Source organism: Micromonospora lupini str. Lupac 08 (genome assembly GCF_000297395.2).
GTDB lineage: Bacteria > Actinomycetota > Actinomycetes > Mycobacteriales > Micromonosporaceae > Micromonospora > Micromonospora lupini.
Window position 1 is genome coordinate 116,208 of the sequence record NZ_HF570108.1, and the last position, 16,649, is coordinate 132,856.

Annotated in this window: 15 protein-coding genes; 7 read left to right on the forward strand and 8 right to left on the reverse strand. The window is 73.0% G+C overall.

The genetic code is table 11. The features are described 5' to 3' along the window. Positions 1-175: 175 nt before the first annotated feature. The 4 genes from MILUP08_RS35735 to pdhA all read right to left on the reverse strand — a co-directional run bounded on the left by MILUP08_RS35735 (position 176) and on the right by pdhA (position 4,164). Positions 176-313 (reverse strand): hypothetical protein, encoded by a 138-nt coding sequence (locus tag MILUP08_RS35735; protein WP_007454215.1) that lies wholly within the window; start codon positions 311-313, stop codon positions 176-178. A 220-nt stretch (positions 314-533) separates the two neighbouring features. Next, positions 534-1,994 carry a dihydrolipoamide acetyltransferase family protein gene (locus MILUP08_RS01730; protein WP_039907132.1) on the reverse strand — a complete coding sequence of 487 codons (1,461 nt, stop codon included), beginning with the start codon at positions 1,992-1,994 and terminating at the stop codon, positions 534-536. 5 nt (positions 1,995-1,999) lie between these two features. Next, on the reverse strand, positions 2,000-2,989 hold the full coding sequence (locus tag MILUP08_RS01735; RefSeq protein WP_007454218.1) for an alpha-ketoacid dehydrogenase subunit beta: 990 nt from the start codon (positions 2,987-2,989) through the stop codon (positions 2,000-2,002). Beyond that, positions 2,989-4,164, reverse strand: coding sequence for a pyruvate dehydrogenase (acetyl-transferring) E1 component subunit alpha (gene pdhA, locus MILUP08_RS01740; RefSeq protein WP_007454220.1), 1,176 nt, complete (start codon positions 4,162-4,164; stop codon positions 2,989-2,991). Before pdhA ends, MILUP08_RS01735 begins: the two co-directional genes overlap by 1 nt. A 522-nt stretch (positions 4,165-4,686) precedes the next feature. Here pdhA and MILUP08_RS35740 point away from each other — a divergent pair. Continuing rightward, entirely contained in the window at positions 4,687-5,481 is a 795-nt protein-coding gene (locus MILUP08_RS35740; RefSeq protein WP_167626027.1) for a hypothetical protein, read from the forward strand. 59 nt (positions 5,482-5,540) lie between these two features. Then, positions 5,541-6,164, forward strand: a complete 624-nt coding sequence (locus MILUP08_RS01750; protein ID WP_007454223.1) for a phosphatase PAP2 family protein — start codon at positions 5,541-5,543, stop codon at positions 6,162-6,164. A gap of 73 nt (positions 6,165-6,237) precedes the next feature. Here MILUP08_RS01750 and MILUP08_RS01755 read toward each other — a convergent pair whose 3' ends face one another. The 3 genes from MILUP08_RS01755 to MILUP08_RS01765 are packed head-to-tail and all read right to left on the reverse strand — an operon-like array spanning position 6,238 to position 11,023. Next, positions 6,238-7,461, reverse strand: coding sequence for a hypothetical protein (locus MILUP08_RS01755; protein WP_007454225.1), 1,224 nt, complete (start codon positions 7,459-7,461; stop codon positions 6,238-6,240). Between the two features lie 38 nt (positions 7,462-7,499). Beyond that, entirely contained in the window at positions 7,500-9,185 is a 1,686-nt protein-coding gene (locus MILUP08_RS01760) for a GTPase (RefSeq protein WP_007454227.1), read from the reverse strand. After that, the gene (locus MILUP08_RS01765) at positions 9,182-11,023 is read right to left on the reverse strand and encodes a GTPase family protein (RefSeq protein ID WP_007454230.1); all 1,842 of its coding nucleotides are present in this window, start codon (positions 11,021-11,023) and stop codon (positions 9,182-9,184) included. Before MILUP08_RS01765 ends, MILUP08_RS01760 begins: the two co-directional genes overlap by 4 nt. Positions 11,024-11,243: 220 nt before the next feature. On the opposite strand from MILUP08_RS01765, the gene dnaK reads away from it, so the two are divergent. The 5 genes from dnaK to MILUP08_RS01790 all read left to right on the forward strand — a co-directional run bounded on the left by dnaK (position 11,244) and on the right by MILUP08_RS01790 (position 15,974). Then, positions 11,244-13,112 carry a molecular chaperone DnaK gene (gene dnaK, locus MILUP08_RS01770; protein WP_007454231.1) on the forward strand — a complete coding sequence of 623 codons (1,869 nt, stop codon included), beginning with the start codon at positions 11,244-11,246 and terminating at the stop codon, positions 13,110-13,112. Between the two features lie 48 nt (positions 13,113-13,160). Then, on the forward strand, positions 13,161-13,919 hold the full coding sequence (gene grpE / locus MILUP08_RS01775) for a nucleotide exchange factor GrpE (RefSeq protein WP_007454233.1): 759 nt from the start codon (positions 13,161-13,163) through the stop codon (positions 13,917-13,919). Positions 13,920-14,007: 88 nt separating this feature from the next. Then, positions 14,008-15,195 (forward strand): molecular chaperone DnaJ, encoded by a 1,188-nt coding sequence (dnaJ, locus tag MILUP08_RS01780; protein ID WP_007454235.1) that lies wholly within the window; start codon positions 14,008-14,010, stop codon positions 15,193-15,195. A 30-nt stretch (positions 15,196-15,225) separates the two neighbouring features. Then, a complete protein-coding gene (locus tag MILUP08_RS01785) occupies positions 15,226-15,666 on the forward strand; it encodes a heat shock protein transcriptional repressor HspR (RefSeq protein ID WP_007454237.1) in 441 nt (146 codons plus the stop codon). 119 nt (positions 15,667-15,785) lie between these two features. Beyond that, complete coding sequence (locus MILUP08_RS01790; RefSeq protein ID WP_007454238.1) at positions 15,786-15,974, forward strand: hypothetical protein; 189 nt, start codon at positions 15,786-15,788, stop codon at positions 15,972-15,974. A gap of 83 nt (positions 15,975-16,057) precedes the next feature. Here MILUP08_RS01790 and MILUP08_RS01795 read toward each other — a convergent pair whose 3' ends face one another. Continuing rightward, positions 16,058-16,489 (reverse strand): hypothetical protein, encoded by a 432-nt coding sequence (locus MILUP08_RS01795; protein WP_007454239.1) that lies wholly within the window; start codon positions 16,487-16,489, stop codon positions 16,058-16,060. Positions 16,490-16,649 lie beyond the last annotated feature (160 nt).

Below are 16,649 nucleotides of genomic sequence, written 5' to 3' on the forward strand. Positions count from 1 at the left end.
AGCAGCTTCTATCGGCTCGGCGTCGGCCGGGCCGGCGGGCGGCGACCGAAGCCCACCGTACCGGGCGCTGCGGCAGGGCGGAATCCCGGTGTCAGGTGCTGGCGGAACGCCGATGGCCCACCCGGTGAGCCGGGTGGGCCATCGATCTGGAGGAGATGAGGAATGTCGTGGAGCGTCAGCTCATGTGACGCTGGGCGATGACGAGGAGTTCCTCGCGAACGGCCGGCGAGTTGGCCGAGCGCAGCGCGTGCTCGATGGCACGGGCGCGGCGGTTGGCGTCGCGGTGGTTGCGGATTCGCTCGATCATGCTCATTGGTGGGTCCCCCTGGCGTATTCGGTTGTCGGCCCCTGATGCGTCTATTCAACAGCAAGAGCCGGCCAACTTCCATCGATTATTAGGTGAGCTGAGACACCTGCCTAACAATCAAAGGTCAACGGGGCTCGTGACCGACGGTTCCGTCGCCCAACGGACACGGCCGGTGTGCCGGGCGTTAACCCGTGGCACACCGGCCGTGGCTGGCGTCTCGGACCGGTCAGGTCCAGGCGAGCAGCGCCGCCTCGGGGTCGGCGAGGAAGTCGCCGATGTCGCGCAGGAACTTCGAGCCCAGCTCACCGTCGATGATCCGGTGGTCGAAGCTCAGCCCGAGCGTGGTGACCTGCCGCGCCTTGACCTTGCCCTTGTGCACCCACGGCATCTCCCGCACCGCGCCGAAGGCCAGGATCGCCGACTCGCCCGGCGGCAGGATCGGCGTGCCGGTGTCCACCCCGAACACCCCGACGTTGGTGATGGTCAGGGTGCCGCCGGACATGTCGGCGGGCGAGGTGCGGCCGGACTTCGCCGTCTGCACCAGGCCGTTCAGCGCGTCGGCAAGCTCCCGCAGTGAGAGCCGCCCGGCGTCCTTCACGTTCGGCACGATCAGGCCGCGCTCGGTGGCCGCCGCGATGCCGAGGTTGACGTACTCCTTGACGACGATCTCGTCGCCGGCCCAGGTCGAGTTGACCATCGGGTGACGCTTGACCGCCAGCAGCACCGCCTTCGCCACCAGCAGCAGCGGCGAGACCCGGACGTCACGCCACTCCCGCCGGCCCCGCAGGCGCTCCAGCGCCTTCATCGCCCGGGTCACGTCGACGGTCAGGAACTCCGTCACGTGCGGGGCGGTGAACGCCGAGCGGGACATGTTCTCGGCGGTGAGCTTGCGGACGCCCTTGACCGGGATGCGCTGCTCACGGTCGGCGCCGAAGCTCGCGGCGCTCGTCGCGGTCGAGGTGACCGCGACCGGCTCGGCCGCCGCCACGGACCCGCTCGCGGCCTGCTGTACGTCCTCGCGGGTGATCGAGCCCAGCGGCCCCGACCCGGTCAGCGTGCTCAGGTCGACGCCGAGGTCCTTGGCGAGCTTGCGGACCGGCGGCTTGGCCAGCACGAGCGCGCCCGTCGCCGTACCGGCGTGCCCGTTACGGACCGGCTGCGGCGCGACCGGCTGCGGTGCGACCGGTGCCGGCGCGACAGGCGTCTCGGCCTGCGCCGGGACGGCGCCCTTGCGGGGCCGGCGCTTCGCGGCGGTGGTACGCGGGCCGTAGCCGACGAGCACCGCCGTCCGTCCGCCCGGGGCGGCACCGCCGATCAGGCCCGGCTCGACCATGCCCTCGGCCGGCGCGACCTCTACCGCCGCCAGCGAGGCAGCCGACGGGGTGGGCAGGTCACCGCTGGGCGTGGCCGTGGTCGACGGTGCCTCAAGCGGGCCGGCACCGGGGTCGGTGTCGATCGCGATGATCGGCGTACCGACCTCGACAGTGGTGCCCTCCGGGTGGTGGATCGCCTGCACCTGCCCGGCCCACTTCGCCGGGATCTCCACCGCCGCCTTGGCCGTCTCGACCTCGACGATCGGCTGGTTCAGTTCGATGGTGTCGCCGACCTTGACCAGCCAGGCCAGGATCTCGCCCTCGGTCAGCCCCTCGCCCAGGTCGGGCAGGTTGAACGTCTTGATCCGGGACATGTCGCTCACCAGCCGAAGGTGCGGTCGACGGCGTCGAGCACCCGGTCGAGGTCGGGCAGGTACTCCTCCTCCACCCGGGCGGCCGGGTAGGGGGTGTCGAAGCCCGTGACCCGCAGCACCGGCGACTCCAGGGAGTAGAAGCACTCCTCGGTGATCCGGGCGGCCAGCTCCGCGCCGAGGCCGATGTTGGACGGCGCCTCGTGCACCACCACCGCGCGGCCGGTGCGCTTCACCGACTCGTAGGCGGCGGCGAGGTCCAGCGGGGACAGCGAGCGCAGGTCGATGACCTCCAGCTCCCGGCCGTCCTCGGCGGCCGCCGTCGCGGCCTCCAGGCAGGTCCGCACCATCGGGCCGTACGCCAGCACCGTCACGTCGGTGCCGGGCCGCACCACCCGGGCCGAGTGCAGGGGGTACGCGTCGGACAGCGGCGCGTCCAGGTCGACCTGGCCCTTCTCCCAGTAGCGCCGCTTGGGCTCGAGGAAGACGATCGGGTCGTCCGAGGCGATGGCCTGCTGGATCATCACGTACGCGTCCTGCGGGTTGGAGCAGGTCACGACCTTCAGGCCGGCGGTGTGGGCGAAGTACGCCTCCGGCGACTCGGAGTGGTGCTCGACGGCGCCGATGCCACCGCCGAACGGGATCCGGATGACCATGGGGATGCTGAGCCGGCCGCCCGAGCGGTAGTGCATCTTCGCCACCTGCGACACGATCTGGTCGTACGCGGGGTAGACGAAGCCGTCGAACTGGATCTCGCAGACCGGCCGGTAGCCACGGATCGCCAGGCCGACGGCGGTGCCGATGATTCCGGACTCGGCCAGCGGGGTGTCGATCACCCGCTGGTCGCCGAAGTCCTTCTGGAGCCCGTCGGTGATCCGGAAGACGCCGCCGAGCTTGCCGACGTCCTCGCCCATGATGATGACCTTGGGGTCGGTCTCCAGGGCGCGGCGCAGGCCGGTGTTGAGGGCCTTGCCGAGGGTGAGCGTCTCCGTGGCCATCAGTGGGCGCTCCCCTCGAACGACTCCATGTAGCGGTTGAACTGCGCACGCTGCTCGTCGAGCAGCGGCGACCCGTTGGGGTAGACGTGGTCGAACATCGTCACCGGCTCCGGGTTGGGCATGCTGAGCACCCGCTCGCGCAGGTGCACCGACTCGCGGCGGGCCTGCTCGTCGACCTCGGCGAAGAAGGTCGCGTCGGCGATCTGCTGCTTCTCCAGGAAGGCCCTGACCCGGAGGATCGGGTCCTTGGCCTGCCACGACTCGACCTCGCTGGCGATCCGGTAACGGGTCGGGTCGTCGGAGGTGGTGTGCGCGCCCATCCGGTAGGTGTACGCCTCGATCAGGCTCGGGCCCTGCCCGTGCCGGGCGTTGTCAAGTGCCGTGCGGGTGACCGCGTACGACGCCAGCACGTCGTTGCCGTCCACGCGTACGCCGGGGAAACCGAAGCCGGCGGCACGTTGGTAGAGCGGGACGCGGGTCTGCCGCTCCAGCGGCTCGGAGATCGCGTACTGGTTGTTCTGGCAGAAGAAGACCAGCGGCGCGTTGAACACGCTGGCCCAGACGAACGCCTCGTTCACGTCGCCCTGGCTGGTGGCCCCGTCGCCGAAGTAGGCGATGGCGGCCTCGCCGTCGTCGGTGCCGACCTTGCCGTCCATGGTGATGCCCATGGCGTATCCGGTCGCGTGCAGGGTCTGCGCGCCGATGACGATCGTGTACATGTTGAACTTGAACTCGTTCGGGTCCCAGCCGCCCTGGTCGACACCGCGGAACAGGCCCAGCGGCATGATCGGGTCGATGCCCCGGCAGTAGAGGACGCCGTGCTCCCGGTAGGTCGGGAAGGCCATGTCATGTGCCCGCAGCGCGCGCCCGGAGCCGACCTGCGCGGCCTCCTGGCCGAGCAGGCTGGCCCAGAGGCCCAGCTCGCCCTGGCGCTGCAGCGCGGTCGCCTCGGCGTCCAGCTTGCGGACCAGCACCAGGTCGCGGTAGAGCCCGCGGTACTCCTCGTCGGTGAAGTCGACGCGGTACTCGGTGCCGTCCGGCCCGGTGGCGCTGTCGATCCGCTCGCCTTCGGGGGTGAGCAGCTGCACCAGCTCGGGGTCGCCGGCAGCGCCCTTCTTGGAGCGGGGAGCTGCCCGCCTGCTGCGGGTGGTGCCCCCGGGGTCGCCCTTTGCCATCGGTCTCTCCCTGTCGTGTCTGCGTCGGCACCGGGGGATCACCCGGCCACGCAACTCGTGCGCCTGTCCGGCTGGTGCCGGACCGGTTCCTGGCGGCCGCGCCTAGCCCCGGTGGGGGTTGCCGCGCGGCATGAGCCGGGGTTCTGGCCGAAACCCGGTTCGGGAGCGCCGGCGCCGGGCCGCGCCTGCCGCGAGGGTGCGCGGAGGTCACGGCTGCGTTGCCGTCGTGCTCCATATTCGCAGAGCAGGTGAGCGCGCCCACAGTACGCCCGCCCCGCATTCCGACCGCCTACGGTTTGATGTCCTTTGTCTTCCTCGTGCCGGCCTGCGTCCACCGGGCGATCCGGTGCTGATTCGTCACCGTTCGGTCAGTGCCGCGTGTCGACACGCGGTGGATGTTGGCTGACGGAGGGTGACTGGGCGAGGCTGATTACCGCAGGAACGTACCGATCGGGTGATTAGCCGGATTCTCACCGGTGAACGCCTCGGGCGTCCTCCAACGGCGACGACAAGGGGTGTGCGGTGGACGAGCCAGGTGACGGTCCCGGCACACCCGCGCTCGGCCGCCACCGGTCGCCGGGCGGCTACCGCCGGGTGATCGGGTCACACCGGGCCCCCGGCGCGGGCGGCCCCTCCCGGGGTTACCTTCTCACCGTCGCGCTGCTGGCCGGCACCGCGTCGATGCCCGTCCTCGCGGCGGTCAGCGCGGGCTCGGCCACCCCGGGCAGCAGCGCGCTGCCGGACACCAGCACCCCGTTCATCCCGACCCCGTCGGTCGGCCCGGTGGTCATCCCGATGCCGGTGACCAGTCAGCCGCCGCCGCTCGCGCTGCCGTCGCCGGGCACACCCAGCGCCGGTCCGACCGCGACCGCCGACTGGGTGCCCGCCGCCCCCTGGCGTCTCCCGGACGAGTCGTGGTCCGGCCCGACGGCCGACGACCGGCTGCCCACCCGCCGGGAGGTGCCCGCCCCGCCAGGGTCGCGACCCACCCGCAGCGCCCCGCCGGCCGCGCCCCCGCCCCCGCCCGGCCCGTCGCACTCGCCGGCGCCGACCGGGTCACCGAACCCCGACCCGACCGAAGAGCCGACGCCGAGCCCGACGCCTACCGACCCGGCGACACCCAGCGCGACTGGTTCGTCGACCGCTTCGGCCGTCCCCACCAGCACCCTCTCCGCACCCGCCAGCACCTCCCCGCCGTCGACCGACCCGGGTCCGTCGACCACCCCGGGCCCGTCGGCCAGCCCGCCCGAGTCCACCATCGCGCCGTCTGCGCCCGCCGGACCCGCGCGTCCCACCCTCTCCCCGGCGGTACGGTGACGAGCAGACGTCGCCGGGACGGCGGTGGTCGGCGGTAGGCGCGTACCGGAGGGGGTGGCGTGGGCGGCGGTGCGGAACCCCGCCCGGTCGCCGCCCGGCCCGGTCCGGGGCTGCGGGTCGCCCGACTGGTCACCGAGCTGACCGCCCCGGCCGTGCTGGTGTCGCTGCTGATGGTCGCCGTGAGCTGGCACAGCGCTCGGGGCAGTGCCCGCGGCCTGCTCTGGGGTCTGCTCGCGACGCTCTTCGTCACCGGCATCCCGTTCGCCTACATCGTCGGCGGGGTCCGCCGCGGTCGGTTCACCGACCACCACATCGGCCTTCGGGAGCAGCGCCGGGTGCCGCTGCTGGTCGGCCTCGGCTCGGTCGCGGCCGGCCTGGCCCTGCTCGTCGTCCTCGGCGCGCCCCGGCCGTTGCTGGCGCTGGCGGTGGCCGGGCTGGTCGGCCTGGTGGTCGCCGTGTCGGTGAGCCACTGGTGGAAGATGTCGATCCACTCGGCGGTCTCCGCCGGCACCCTGATCATCCTGGCGCTGACCTTCGGGCGGGGGTTCCTCGTCGCCGCCCCGCTGTTGGCCGTGGTCGGCTGGTCCCGCGTACGCCTGCGGGATCACACCGTCTCGCAGGTGCTCGCCGGCGGTGTGCTCGGCGCGCTGATCGCCGCTGTCGTCTTCGGTCCGTTGCGCTGAGCGACCGTCTCCGGCCTGCTGCTGATGCGACAGTCGTCGGGCGGGCGGCTCGGAGCCGCCCGCCCGACGGTCGTCAGGCGCCGTCGTCGGCGAGGCGGTGCCGGTTTGCTTCGATCCAGGCGTCCAGCGCGGCCGGGTCGTCCGGGTCCACGCCGTCGGCCATCAGTTGCGCGACCGCGGCCGTGGCCGGGCTGCGCCGCTCGCCTGTCGAGTAGAGCCGGGCGAACTCCGGGACCATCTCCTCGATGGCCTCGTCGGTGCGCGTCGCGGCCGCCTCGGGCAGCCCACGCTGCCGCGACGCGTACCGGGCCCAGGCGCGCAGCACCCGGGGCAGCATCGCCGCGTCGTCCATGTCCAGCACGGCACGGCGGTGCACCCAGTCGAGCAGGAAGAGCCCGGACACCGCAGGGCTCCACCGCATCGGGTCGGCGTCCGGGAAGGAGGCCGAGTGGTCCAGCAGCAGGCTCAGGCAGAAGTGCAGCGAGGCGAGTTCCGGGCCGTCGACGCTGTCGAGCCCGAACCGGGCGGCCTCCGGCGCCGCCAGGAACCGCCGGACCAGGTCGGTGCGCTCGGCGGCGGACAGCGGCTCGACCTCCGCCGGGCCGGTCGGGTCGGCGGCCGTGGGCAGCAGCGCCAGCCGGGCGCCGACAAGCGCGCGGTCGGTGGCGAGCGAACCCTCGCCGGGAAGCTCGGTCAGGTCGTCGGTGACCGAGAGGTGACGGGCCACCTCGCCGCGCAGCCGGGACGGGTCCTCGGTGCGGAACCAGGTCAGCTCGTCGTCGGCGCACATCTGCCGGACCTGGTCCAGGATCCGCTCCGCCGGCCCGCCGACGAAGATGTCCTTGGTGATCCCGATGTTGTGGTCGATGAGGGCCACCAGCGCGTGCTCCGGGCCGCCGGCCGCGTCGTCGTACGCGAAGGTGGCGAGGTAGGAGGTCTGGTCGCCGTACACGTCGCCGTACGCCCAGCTGCCGGTGAGGTGCACCCGGCCGAGCTGACCGGCCCAGGTGGGCGCCTGGCTGCCCGGACGCACCCGCTCGGCGCCCTCGGCGGTCGGGACGAGCGCGGCGAAGACCTGCCGGATGGTGGTCGCCGCCGCGATCCGGCGGCGGGCGGTGGCGGCGAGGAACCCGGTGACGAACTCCCGCACGGCGGTGTCGCGGTCGGTCTCCGCTATCGAGTAGACACTGCCCAGCAGCGCGCTGCCGAGCATCTCGGCGTCGAGGGCGGACTCCAGCTTGGTCACGTCGCGTGCGGCGTGCAGCACCGCGTCGTAAGGGGTCTGAGGCGTGGCCATGCTTCGACCCTACGCCGGTCGGGGCGTACGCAGAGGCGTCAGCGGCGGGCGGCGTCCCGCAGCGCGTCGCGTGCCTGCGCGTAGGAGGCCAGCACGATCCGCACCGGGGCGAGCACGTACTCCTCGCCGACGCGGGCGACCTGGGCCGTCAGCCGCTGCTCGGCGCGGCTGCGGGCCCGCCGGGCGGCCCAGCGGACCACCGGGCGGGTCAGCGCCGCCACCAGCAGCCCGGCCAGCAGACCGCCGAGCAGCAGCAGCGTGGGCAGCGGCACCTGGCCGACCATCGGGTTGTCCAGCGCGGGCAGGCCGAGCGCCCGCAGCGCGTAGCCGAGCACCAGCCAGCCCAACCCGACCACGGCGGCCAGCGTGACCAGCCACTGCACACCGCCGACGACCCGCCACCAGAGCGGTCGCCGGCCCAGGCCGAGGTCGGTGCCGGCGATCGTCGCGTCCAGCGCGTCCGGCAGGTCGCCCAGGCGGGACCGGGCGGCGGAGGTGACGGCCGCCGGCCAGGCGGCGGGAAGGTCGGCGGCGGCCCGGTCGGCCACTGCGCGGATCGCCAGACCGAGCGCCGAGCGTTGGGCGGCGGTCGGGTCGGGCACCGAGGTCGCCGCGACCAGGCTCTCCGCCGGGTCGGCGCCGTCGGCGGTCGGGCCGGGCAGGTGCAGGCGGCGCAGCGGGTCGGGTCGCAGCCGACGCCAGCCCCGCACCAACGGCCAGCCGGTCGCGGCGCCGGCCCGATGCCGGTACGCCTGTTCCACCGCCTCGGTGACCGCCGGCACCCCGGCCGTGCCGGCCAGTGCCCGGTTCAGCGCGTCGACGGCCGTGTCGTCCGGGCCGCCCGCCGGTCGGGCCGAACCGACCAGTTCGTCCAGCCCGGCGACGACCGAGTCGACGTCGCCGGCCAGCCGACGCAGGGCGGCCTGCCGCTCGGCGACCGTACGCTCCAGCGCGGCGCGCAGCCCGACCATCCCGGCCGGGTCGATGGCGGTGGTGGCGAGCAGTGGCACGCCGGTCAGCCCGTCGGAGTCGAGCAGCCGGCGCAGGTCGTCCAGGACGCGGGGCAGCTCGGTCGGTGGCAGCCGATCGGCCTGGTTGAGCACGACCACCGTGACGTCGCGGTGCCTGTGGAACTCGCGCAGGTAGCTGTCGTGGATGACCCGGTCGGCGTACTTCTGCGGGTCGACGACCCAGACCACCTGGTCGACCAGGCCGAGCAGCCGGTCCACCTCCAGGCGGTGGGACCGCTGCACCGAGTCGAAGTCGGGCAGGTCGAGCAGGATCAGCCCGTGCAGCGCCGTCTCGTCGTCCCCGTCGAGCGCGCTCTCCCGGACGAAGCGGTGTCGGGGCAGCACCCCGGTCCAGTCGAGCAGCCGGTTGGCGCCCTCCAGCGGCCCCCACACGCACGCGTGCGTCACGCCGGTGGTCGGCCGGCGGACCCCGACCGGGGAGAGTTCCAGCTGGGCCAGCGCGTTGAACAGGCTGGACTTGCCGCTGCCGGTGGCGCCGGCGAGGGCCACCACCGTGTGGTCACGGGACAACGCGAGCCGGGTGCCGGCCCGCTCGACAAGGGTGTGCGCGGGCACCAGCTCGGCGTCCGGCAGCAGGCCGTCGACGGCGGTCAGGAGCCGACGTACGGCCTCCAGGCGGGCGATCAGCGCATCGGGGTCGACACGCTGGTCGCCGCGGAACGCCTCGCGTACCCGGCCGGCGATGTTGGTCACCGCGAACCCCCCTCGTCGCCGACCGGCAGAGCGCCGTCGCCGGTGGCCAGGCCGCTGCGGTGCCGGGCCAGCTCGACCCGGCCGGCGGCCCGCCGCAGCGCGTCGCCGGCCGCCTCGGCGGGCCGGGCCTCGGCGGTTCGGGTCAGGAAGCGGTCGGCCTCCGCGTCCAGCAGCGTCCGGACCCGCGCCAGCAGGTCGACCCGGGCCTTGGCGGCGAGGGTACGCACCGCCTGGTCACCGAAGATCGCCTGGAGGACGGCCTGCGCGGCGACAGTCGTGCCGGCCCCGGTGGCCAGCTCCAACCCGGTGGGGATGAACGCGGTCGAGGCGAACACGGCGATCATCACGGCGAGCCCTGTGGCGTTCACCGCGTACGCGGCGGTGCGGGCCACGAACCGCTTGTCGCCGCCCTCGACCCGGACCAGCTCCAGCACCCCGCGTTGCCAGTCGCGGACCATCCGTTCGGCGCGCTCGGGCAGGTCGTCGCTCGGGTAGGCGAGCCCCGGCTCGAGCAGGTCCGCTCCCGCCGGGTGTGCCTTCCACCCGGTGTACGCGGATTCGGCGGCCTCGGACGCGACGCCCCGCAGCAGGGTGACGAGCTGCGACTCGATGGCGTTGCGCAGCTCGGCGGCCGGCGCGGGCCGACCGGTGACGGCGGCCACCACCCGGTCGCGGAGTCGCCCGATGCGGGCCTCCAGCGTGCGGAAGAACTCGCCGGTGCCGACGAACTCCTGCCAGCGGGCCAGCACCTCACCGCGGAGCAGTCGGCCGTCCTTCAGGCCCTGCTCGACGGTCCGCTCGGCACCCCGGTACGCCCCCCGGACCCGTTCGTCCAGCCCGTCGGCGGCGGTGACCTGCTCGTCGGCGGCGTCGGCCAACTCCTCGACGGCGGGGTGCAGGGCGGCCAGAGCGCCGTCCAGGGTCTGCCGGACCACCGCCGCGCGGGCGTCGGCGTCGGCGGCCAGCCGGGCGAACCAGTCGGCCAGCGCGGCGGTGACCCCCTCGGGCAGCAGCCCCTGACCGTCGACCCAGGTCTCCGGGAGAACGAACAGCGGCGCCCGGCCCAGATCCTGCGCGGCGAGCATCTCGGCCAGGTGCGCGGCGATCTCGTCGCTCGCCTCGGCGGGCACCCGGTCGAGCACCATGGCGATCACGGCGCCCCGGGCCCGCGCGCTGCGCAGCAGCTCCCACGGCACCGCGTCGGCGTACCGGGCGGCGGTGGTGACGAAGAGCCAGAGGTCCGCGGCGGCGAGCAGTTGGCTCGCGAGGGCCCGGTTGGCGTCGACGACGGAGTCGATGTCCGGCGCGTCGAGGAAGGCCAGACCTGGCGGCAGGGCGGGGGCGGTGACCAGATGCAGGGAGCGTGGGTCGTCGCTCGGCTCGGTGGTGCGGGTCAGGCCGGGCAGCAGGTCGCCCTGCCGGAACCAGGACGCGTCGGCCGGGTTGCAGACCAGCACCGGGGAGCGGGTGGTGGGCCGCAGCACGCCGGCGGCGCTGACCCGGGCCTTGACCAGGCTGTTGACCAGGGTCGACTTGCCCGCGCCGGTGGAGCCGCCGACCACCACGAGCAGCGGGGCGTCCAGTCGGGCGAGGCGGGGCAGCAGGTAGTCGTCGAGCTGGTCGGTGAGGGCGCTGGCGGCGTGCCGGGCGGAGGCGGCGGAGGGCAGGGCGAGCGGATAGCGGGTGGCGCCGATCGCGGCCCGGAGGCCCGACAGCGCGCCGGGGAGGCTGTCGTCCCCGGTGGTGGCGGGCGGCTCCTCCGCGGCGTCCGGCGGGCCGGTGCGGGCTGCGACGGCGGGCGCGCCGGAACGGGTGGCGGAATCGCCGTGCGTCGTCACCGCTAAAGCGTGCCCGACCGATGCAAGGGAAGACAACCGGACGGTAATAACGGCTGGGTTGCGTCGGGTCGGCTCAACTCGACTTGACGATTCGCCAGCGCGTGGCACTATTGAGTCAAGTTCACTCAACTTGTGGTGGGGTCCGCTGCGGGCGGTGCCCGCCAGCAGCCCACGGGCGACGCCCGTCACCTGCACAACCTTACGAAGCGAGGAAGCGAAGATGGCACGTGCGGTCGGTATCGACCTCGGCACGACGAACTCCTGCGTCAGCGTTCTCGAGGGCGGTGAGCCCACCGTCATCGCCAACGCTGAGGGCTCGCGGACGACCCCGTCGATCGTCGCGTTCGCCCGCAACGGCGAGGTGCTCGTCGGTGAGGTCGCCAAGCGCCAGGCGGTGACCAACCCGGACCGGACGATCCGTTCGGTCAAGCGCGAGGTCGGCACGAACTGGTCCGTCGACATCGACGGCAAGAAGTACACCCCGCAGGAGATCTCGGCTCGGACGCTCATGAAGCTCAAGCGGGACGCCGAGGCGTACCTGGGCGAGCAGATCACCGACGCGGTGATCACCGTCCCGGCCTACTTCAACGACAGCCAGCGCCAGGCCACCAAGGAGGCCGGTGAGATCGCCGGCTTCAACGTGCTGCGGATCGTCAACGAGCCGACCGCAGCCGCCCTGGCGTACGGGCTGGACAAGGGCTCCAAGGAGCAGACCGTCCTGGTCTTCGACCTCGGCGGCGGCACCTTCGACGTGTCGCTGCTGGAGCTGGCCGAGGGCGTCATCGAGGTCAAGTCGACGAGCGGTGACAACCACCTCGGTGGCGACGACTGGGACCAGCGGATCATCGACCACCTGGTCAAGACGTTCCGCGGTGAGCACGGCATCGACCTCGGTCAGGACAAGATGGCCCTCCAGCGCCTCCGCGAGGCCGCCGAGAAGGCCAAGATCGAGCTGTCCGCCGCCACCACCACCAACATCAACCTGCCGTACATCACCGCCGGCTCCGCCGGTCCGCTGCACCTCGACGTGACGCTCAGCCGCGCCGAGTTCCAGCGGATGACGCAGGACCTGCTGGACCGCTGCAAGGGCCCGTTCGAGCAGGCCGTGAAGGACGCCGGGATCAAGATCTCCGACGTCGAGCACGTCATCCTCGTCGGTGGTTCGACCCGGATGCCCGCCGTGACCGACCTGGTCAAGCAGCTCACCGGTCGCGACCCCAACAAGGGCGTCAACCCGGACGAGGTCGTCGCCGTCGGCGCCGCCCTGCAGGCCGGTGTGCTCAAGGGTGAGGTCAAGGACGTCCTGCTGCTCGACGTGACCCCGCTGAGCCTGGGCATCGAGACCAAGGGCGGCATCTTCACCAAGCTCATCGAGCGCAACACGACCATCCCGACCAAGCGCTCCGAGGTCTTCACCACGGCGGACGACAACCAGCCGTCGGTGCTGATCCAGGTGTTCCAGGGTGAGCGGGAGATCGCGGCGTACAACAAGAAGCTCGGCACCTTCGAGCTGACCGGCCTCCCGCCGGCGCCGCGCGGCGTGCCGCAGATCGAGGTCGCCTTCGACATCGACGCCAACGGCATCGTCAACGTGCACGCCAAGGACCTGGGCACCGGCAAGGAACAGAAGATGACGATCACCGGCGGCTCGTCGCTGCCGAAGGACGACATCGAGCGGATGCGCCGGGATGCCGAGGAGCACGCGGAGGAGGACAAGCGCCGCCGCGACGACGCCGAGACCCGCAACGTGGCCGAGGCGCTGCAGTGGCAGACCGAGAAGTTCCTCGCCGAGAGCGGCGACAAGCTGCCCAGCGAGAACCGGGAGCAGCTCAACGATGCGCTCGGTGAGCTGCGCGGCGCGCTCGGCGGTCAGGACATCGAGAAGATCAAGTCCGCGCACGAGAAGCTGGCGCAGGTCTCCCAGCAGGCCGGTTCGCTGCTCTACTCCCAGCAGGCCGAGCAGGGCCAGCAGCCGGGCGGCGAGGCCGGTGCGGGTGCGGCCGGTGCGACCGGTCCGCAGGCCGGCGCCGCCGGTGGGGCCGACGACGTGGTCGACGCGGAGATCGTGGACGAGGACGGCAAGAAGTGACAATCGGCCTCCGACACGTATCCACGGCGAAGGGGATGAGGTAGCCGCATGACGCAGAAGCCACGAGCCGCCGACCCGGGCGACACCGGGTCGACGCCGGGTGGCTCCGCGCCCACGGAGCCGGCCACCGGCGACGGGGAGCGGGTCGTCATCCGCAACAACCGCAAGATCACCGACACGTCGGAGCCGGAGGGCACCGCCGCGGACGCGGAGACCGGCGCGCCGGCCGAGGGTCTCGTCGAGGACGCCGAGGTCGTGGTCGACGAGATCGAGGTCGAGGTCAACGCCACCGACGGGCCGGAGCCGTCCGGCCCGCCGGTGGTGGATGCCCCGGCGCAGCCGGTGGACCGCGGCGGCACGGGCACCTCGTTCGGCGCCGAGCTGGAGGCGCTCCGGGCCGAGCTGGACGAGCGGACCAGGGACCTGCAACGGGTGTCGGCGGAGTACGCCAACTACCGCAAGCGGGTCGACCGGGACCGCAGCCTGGTCCAGGAGCAGGCGACCGGCTCGGTGCTGGCCGCGCTGCTGCCGATCCTCGACGACCTGGACCGGGCCCGGGAACACGGTGACCTGGTCGGGCCGTTCGGGACGGTGGCGGAACAGCTCACCACCGCGCTGGGCAAGTTCGGCCTGAACGCCTTCGGCGAGCAGGGCGACCCGTTCGACCCGACCCGGCACGAGGCGGTCGCGCACCAGACCTCGGCCGACGTCAACGAGCCGACCTGCGTACAGGTCATGCGACGCGGCTACCAGCTCGGTGAGCGGCTGCTGCGCCCCGCGCTTGTCGCGGTCGCGGATCCGGAATAGTGCGAGACGGTGACCGGGCCGTCCCGTCCCCCGCGCAGCGGTGGGCGGGACGGCCGGGCCACGACGGTCGGAAGGAGGTGGTGGACCGGTGAGTTCGAAGGACTGGCTCGAGAAGGACTTCTACGCCGTGCTCGGCGTGGACAAGGCCGCCTCCGCGGATGACATCAAGAAGGCGTACCGCAAGCTGGCCCGGGAATCGCACCCGGATCACAATCCGGGCGACCCGAAGGCCGAGGAGCGGTTCAAGGCCGTGTCCGAGGCGTACAACGTGCTGTCGGACGCCGGCCGTCGCCGGGAGTACGACGAAATGCGGTCGCTGTTCGGTTCGGGCGCGTTCCGGCGCAACGCCCGGGCGGGCGGCCAGCCGGGCGGGATGCCGTTCGACGTCTCCGACCTGTTCGGCGGCGGTGCCGCCGGTGGCGGTGACCGCCGCTTCGGCGGGGCCGGCTTCCAGGACCTCTTCAGCTCGATCTTCTCGGGCGGGCAGGCCGGTGGGCAGGCCACTCCGCGTGGTCCGGCGCGCGGCCGGGACGTGGAGACCGAGGTGGCCCTGGACTTCGGCGACGCGGTCCGCGGCGTGACAGTGCCGCTGACGTTGCGCGCCCCCGGCGTCTGCGACACCTGCCACGGCAACGGCGCCAAGCCCGGCACCCAACCGCGTACCTGCCCGGTCTGTCACGGCGCCGGGGTGACCACCCGCAACCAGGGGTCGTTCAGCTTCTCCGAGCCGTGCGGCAACTGCCAGGGCGTCGGGACCGTGGTGGAGGAGAAGTGCCCGGAGTGCCACGGCAGCGGCGGGGTCACCAAGACCCGCACGATGAACGTGCGCTTCCCGGCCGGTGTGGCCGACGGCCAGCGCATCCGGCTGGCCGGGCGCGGCGAGCCGGGTGAGCGTGGTGGCCCGGCCGGCGACCTGTTCGTGCACGTCAAGGTCCGGCCGGACGAGCTGTTCGGGCGTACCGGCGACGACCTGACGTTGACCGTGCCGGTGACCTTCGCGGAGGCCGTGCTCGGCACGGACCTGCGGGTGCCCACGCTCGACGGCGCGATGACGCTGCGGGTTCCGCCGGGCACGCCCAGCGGGCGGGTGCTGCGGGCCCGGGGCAAGGGTGTGGTCCGGCGCGACGGGCAGGCCGGTGACCTGCTGGTCACCCTGGACGTGGTGGTGCCCGCCCGACTGTCGGACGAGGCACGGGCGGCGCTGGAGGCGTTCGCCGAGCAGAGCCCGCCGGCGGCGCGGGAACATCTCGACGCCCGGGTGCGTCGGGTCGGTTAGTCCGGTGGGATGGACGCGGAGGTGAGCGGGATGTCGGGCGAGTTCCTCGGTTCGGGTGACCCTGCCTACGAGGCCAAGGTGCTCATGATCTCGGTGGCGGCACGGATGGCGGGGATGCACCCGCAGACCCTGCGCCAGTACGACCGGCTGGGGCTGGTGCAGCCCGGCCGGGCGGCCGGCGGTGGTCGCCGGTACAGCGTCCGGGACGTGGTGCTGCTTCGCGAGGTGCAGCGGCTCAGCCAGGACGACGGGATCAACCTGGCCGGCGTCAAGCGGATCATCGGGCTGGAGCGGTTGCTGGAGCAGGCGCAGCAGCGCGTCGCACGGCTGGAGGCGGAGCTGGACGCCGCGTACCGCCGGGTGGCCGAGCTGGAGTCCCTGGCCCGCTTCCCGGGCCGGGATCTGGTGCCGACCAACCGCACGTCCACCGCGCTGGTCGTCTGGCGTCCCCGCCGTACAACCGACCGCTGACCCTGTTCCTCGGCCTGGCCCGTGCCGGATTTTCCGGCGCGGGCCAGGCCGTTTCCGCTAACCTGTCGATACGGGTCCTATCGCCTTAATTCGGGCCTATCGGCGCGGTAGGGGGAGCGATGGCGGAGCCGGCGAAGAAAGTGGCCCGGCAGACGGAGGACCGGCTGGAAGACCTGGCCGACACCGTCCGGGAGAAGTTCGACAAGGTGACCGAGGGAAGTTTCCGGGACCGGATCATCGAGGGGCGGTTCGCCGAGCAGTCCGAGGACGACCGCCGCCGAGCCGAGGCCGAGCGGAAGCAGGACTGACTGGTAACCGACGTGCGGGCCGGGACCCACGGGGGGTCCCGGCCCGTTCGCTCCTTGCCGCGCGCCTGCGGTCCCGTCCGGTCTCAGCCGAGGCGGCGGTTCTCGCGGACCAGGCCGCCCTCGCACCAGTCCCGGTAGACGAAGAGATCCGGTCGGGCCAGCAGCACCCGGCCGTTGTGCGCCCAGATCCGCATCAGCTCGTCGCCGTCGCGCTCGGCCTGCTCGACCAGCTTGCGGAAGCGGCGCTTGGGGTGGGCACGGAAGTTCGTCCGGATGCCGTCGGCGGCGTAGATGTAGAGGCAGTGCAGGGCGAAGCGCCGCGCGGGGCAGCTCGGGTCCATCGCCAGCTCGAAGAGCGTCAGGACCAGGCGGTCGCCGGAGACCAGCAGGTCCCAGTCGGGTGGCATGGAGGACAACGGCACCGAATCGGGCTGGAACGCCCAGGCTCGCAACTCCGCCGGCGTCGGATCGACGGGGTTGGCAAAGCCGTGGAACGTCGACTCCTGCACGCTCACCGGCCAACCTTCCGCTCTCGCCCGCGTCTGGCAACGCTGCCTGCGGACCGTGGCTGCTGGGGCGAAACGGTAACCCGCCGCCGGGTGCTGCGGTAGTACCCGCAGGGAGCAATTCGGCATCCGCCGGCCGGCCCGGCCCGAACGGCCGTTCGGGTGTCCT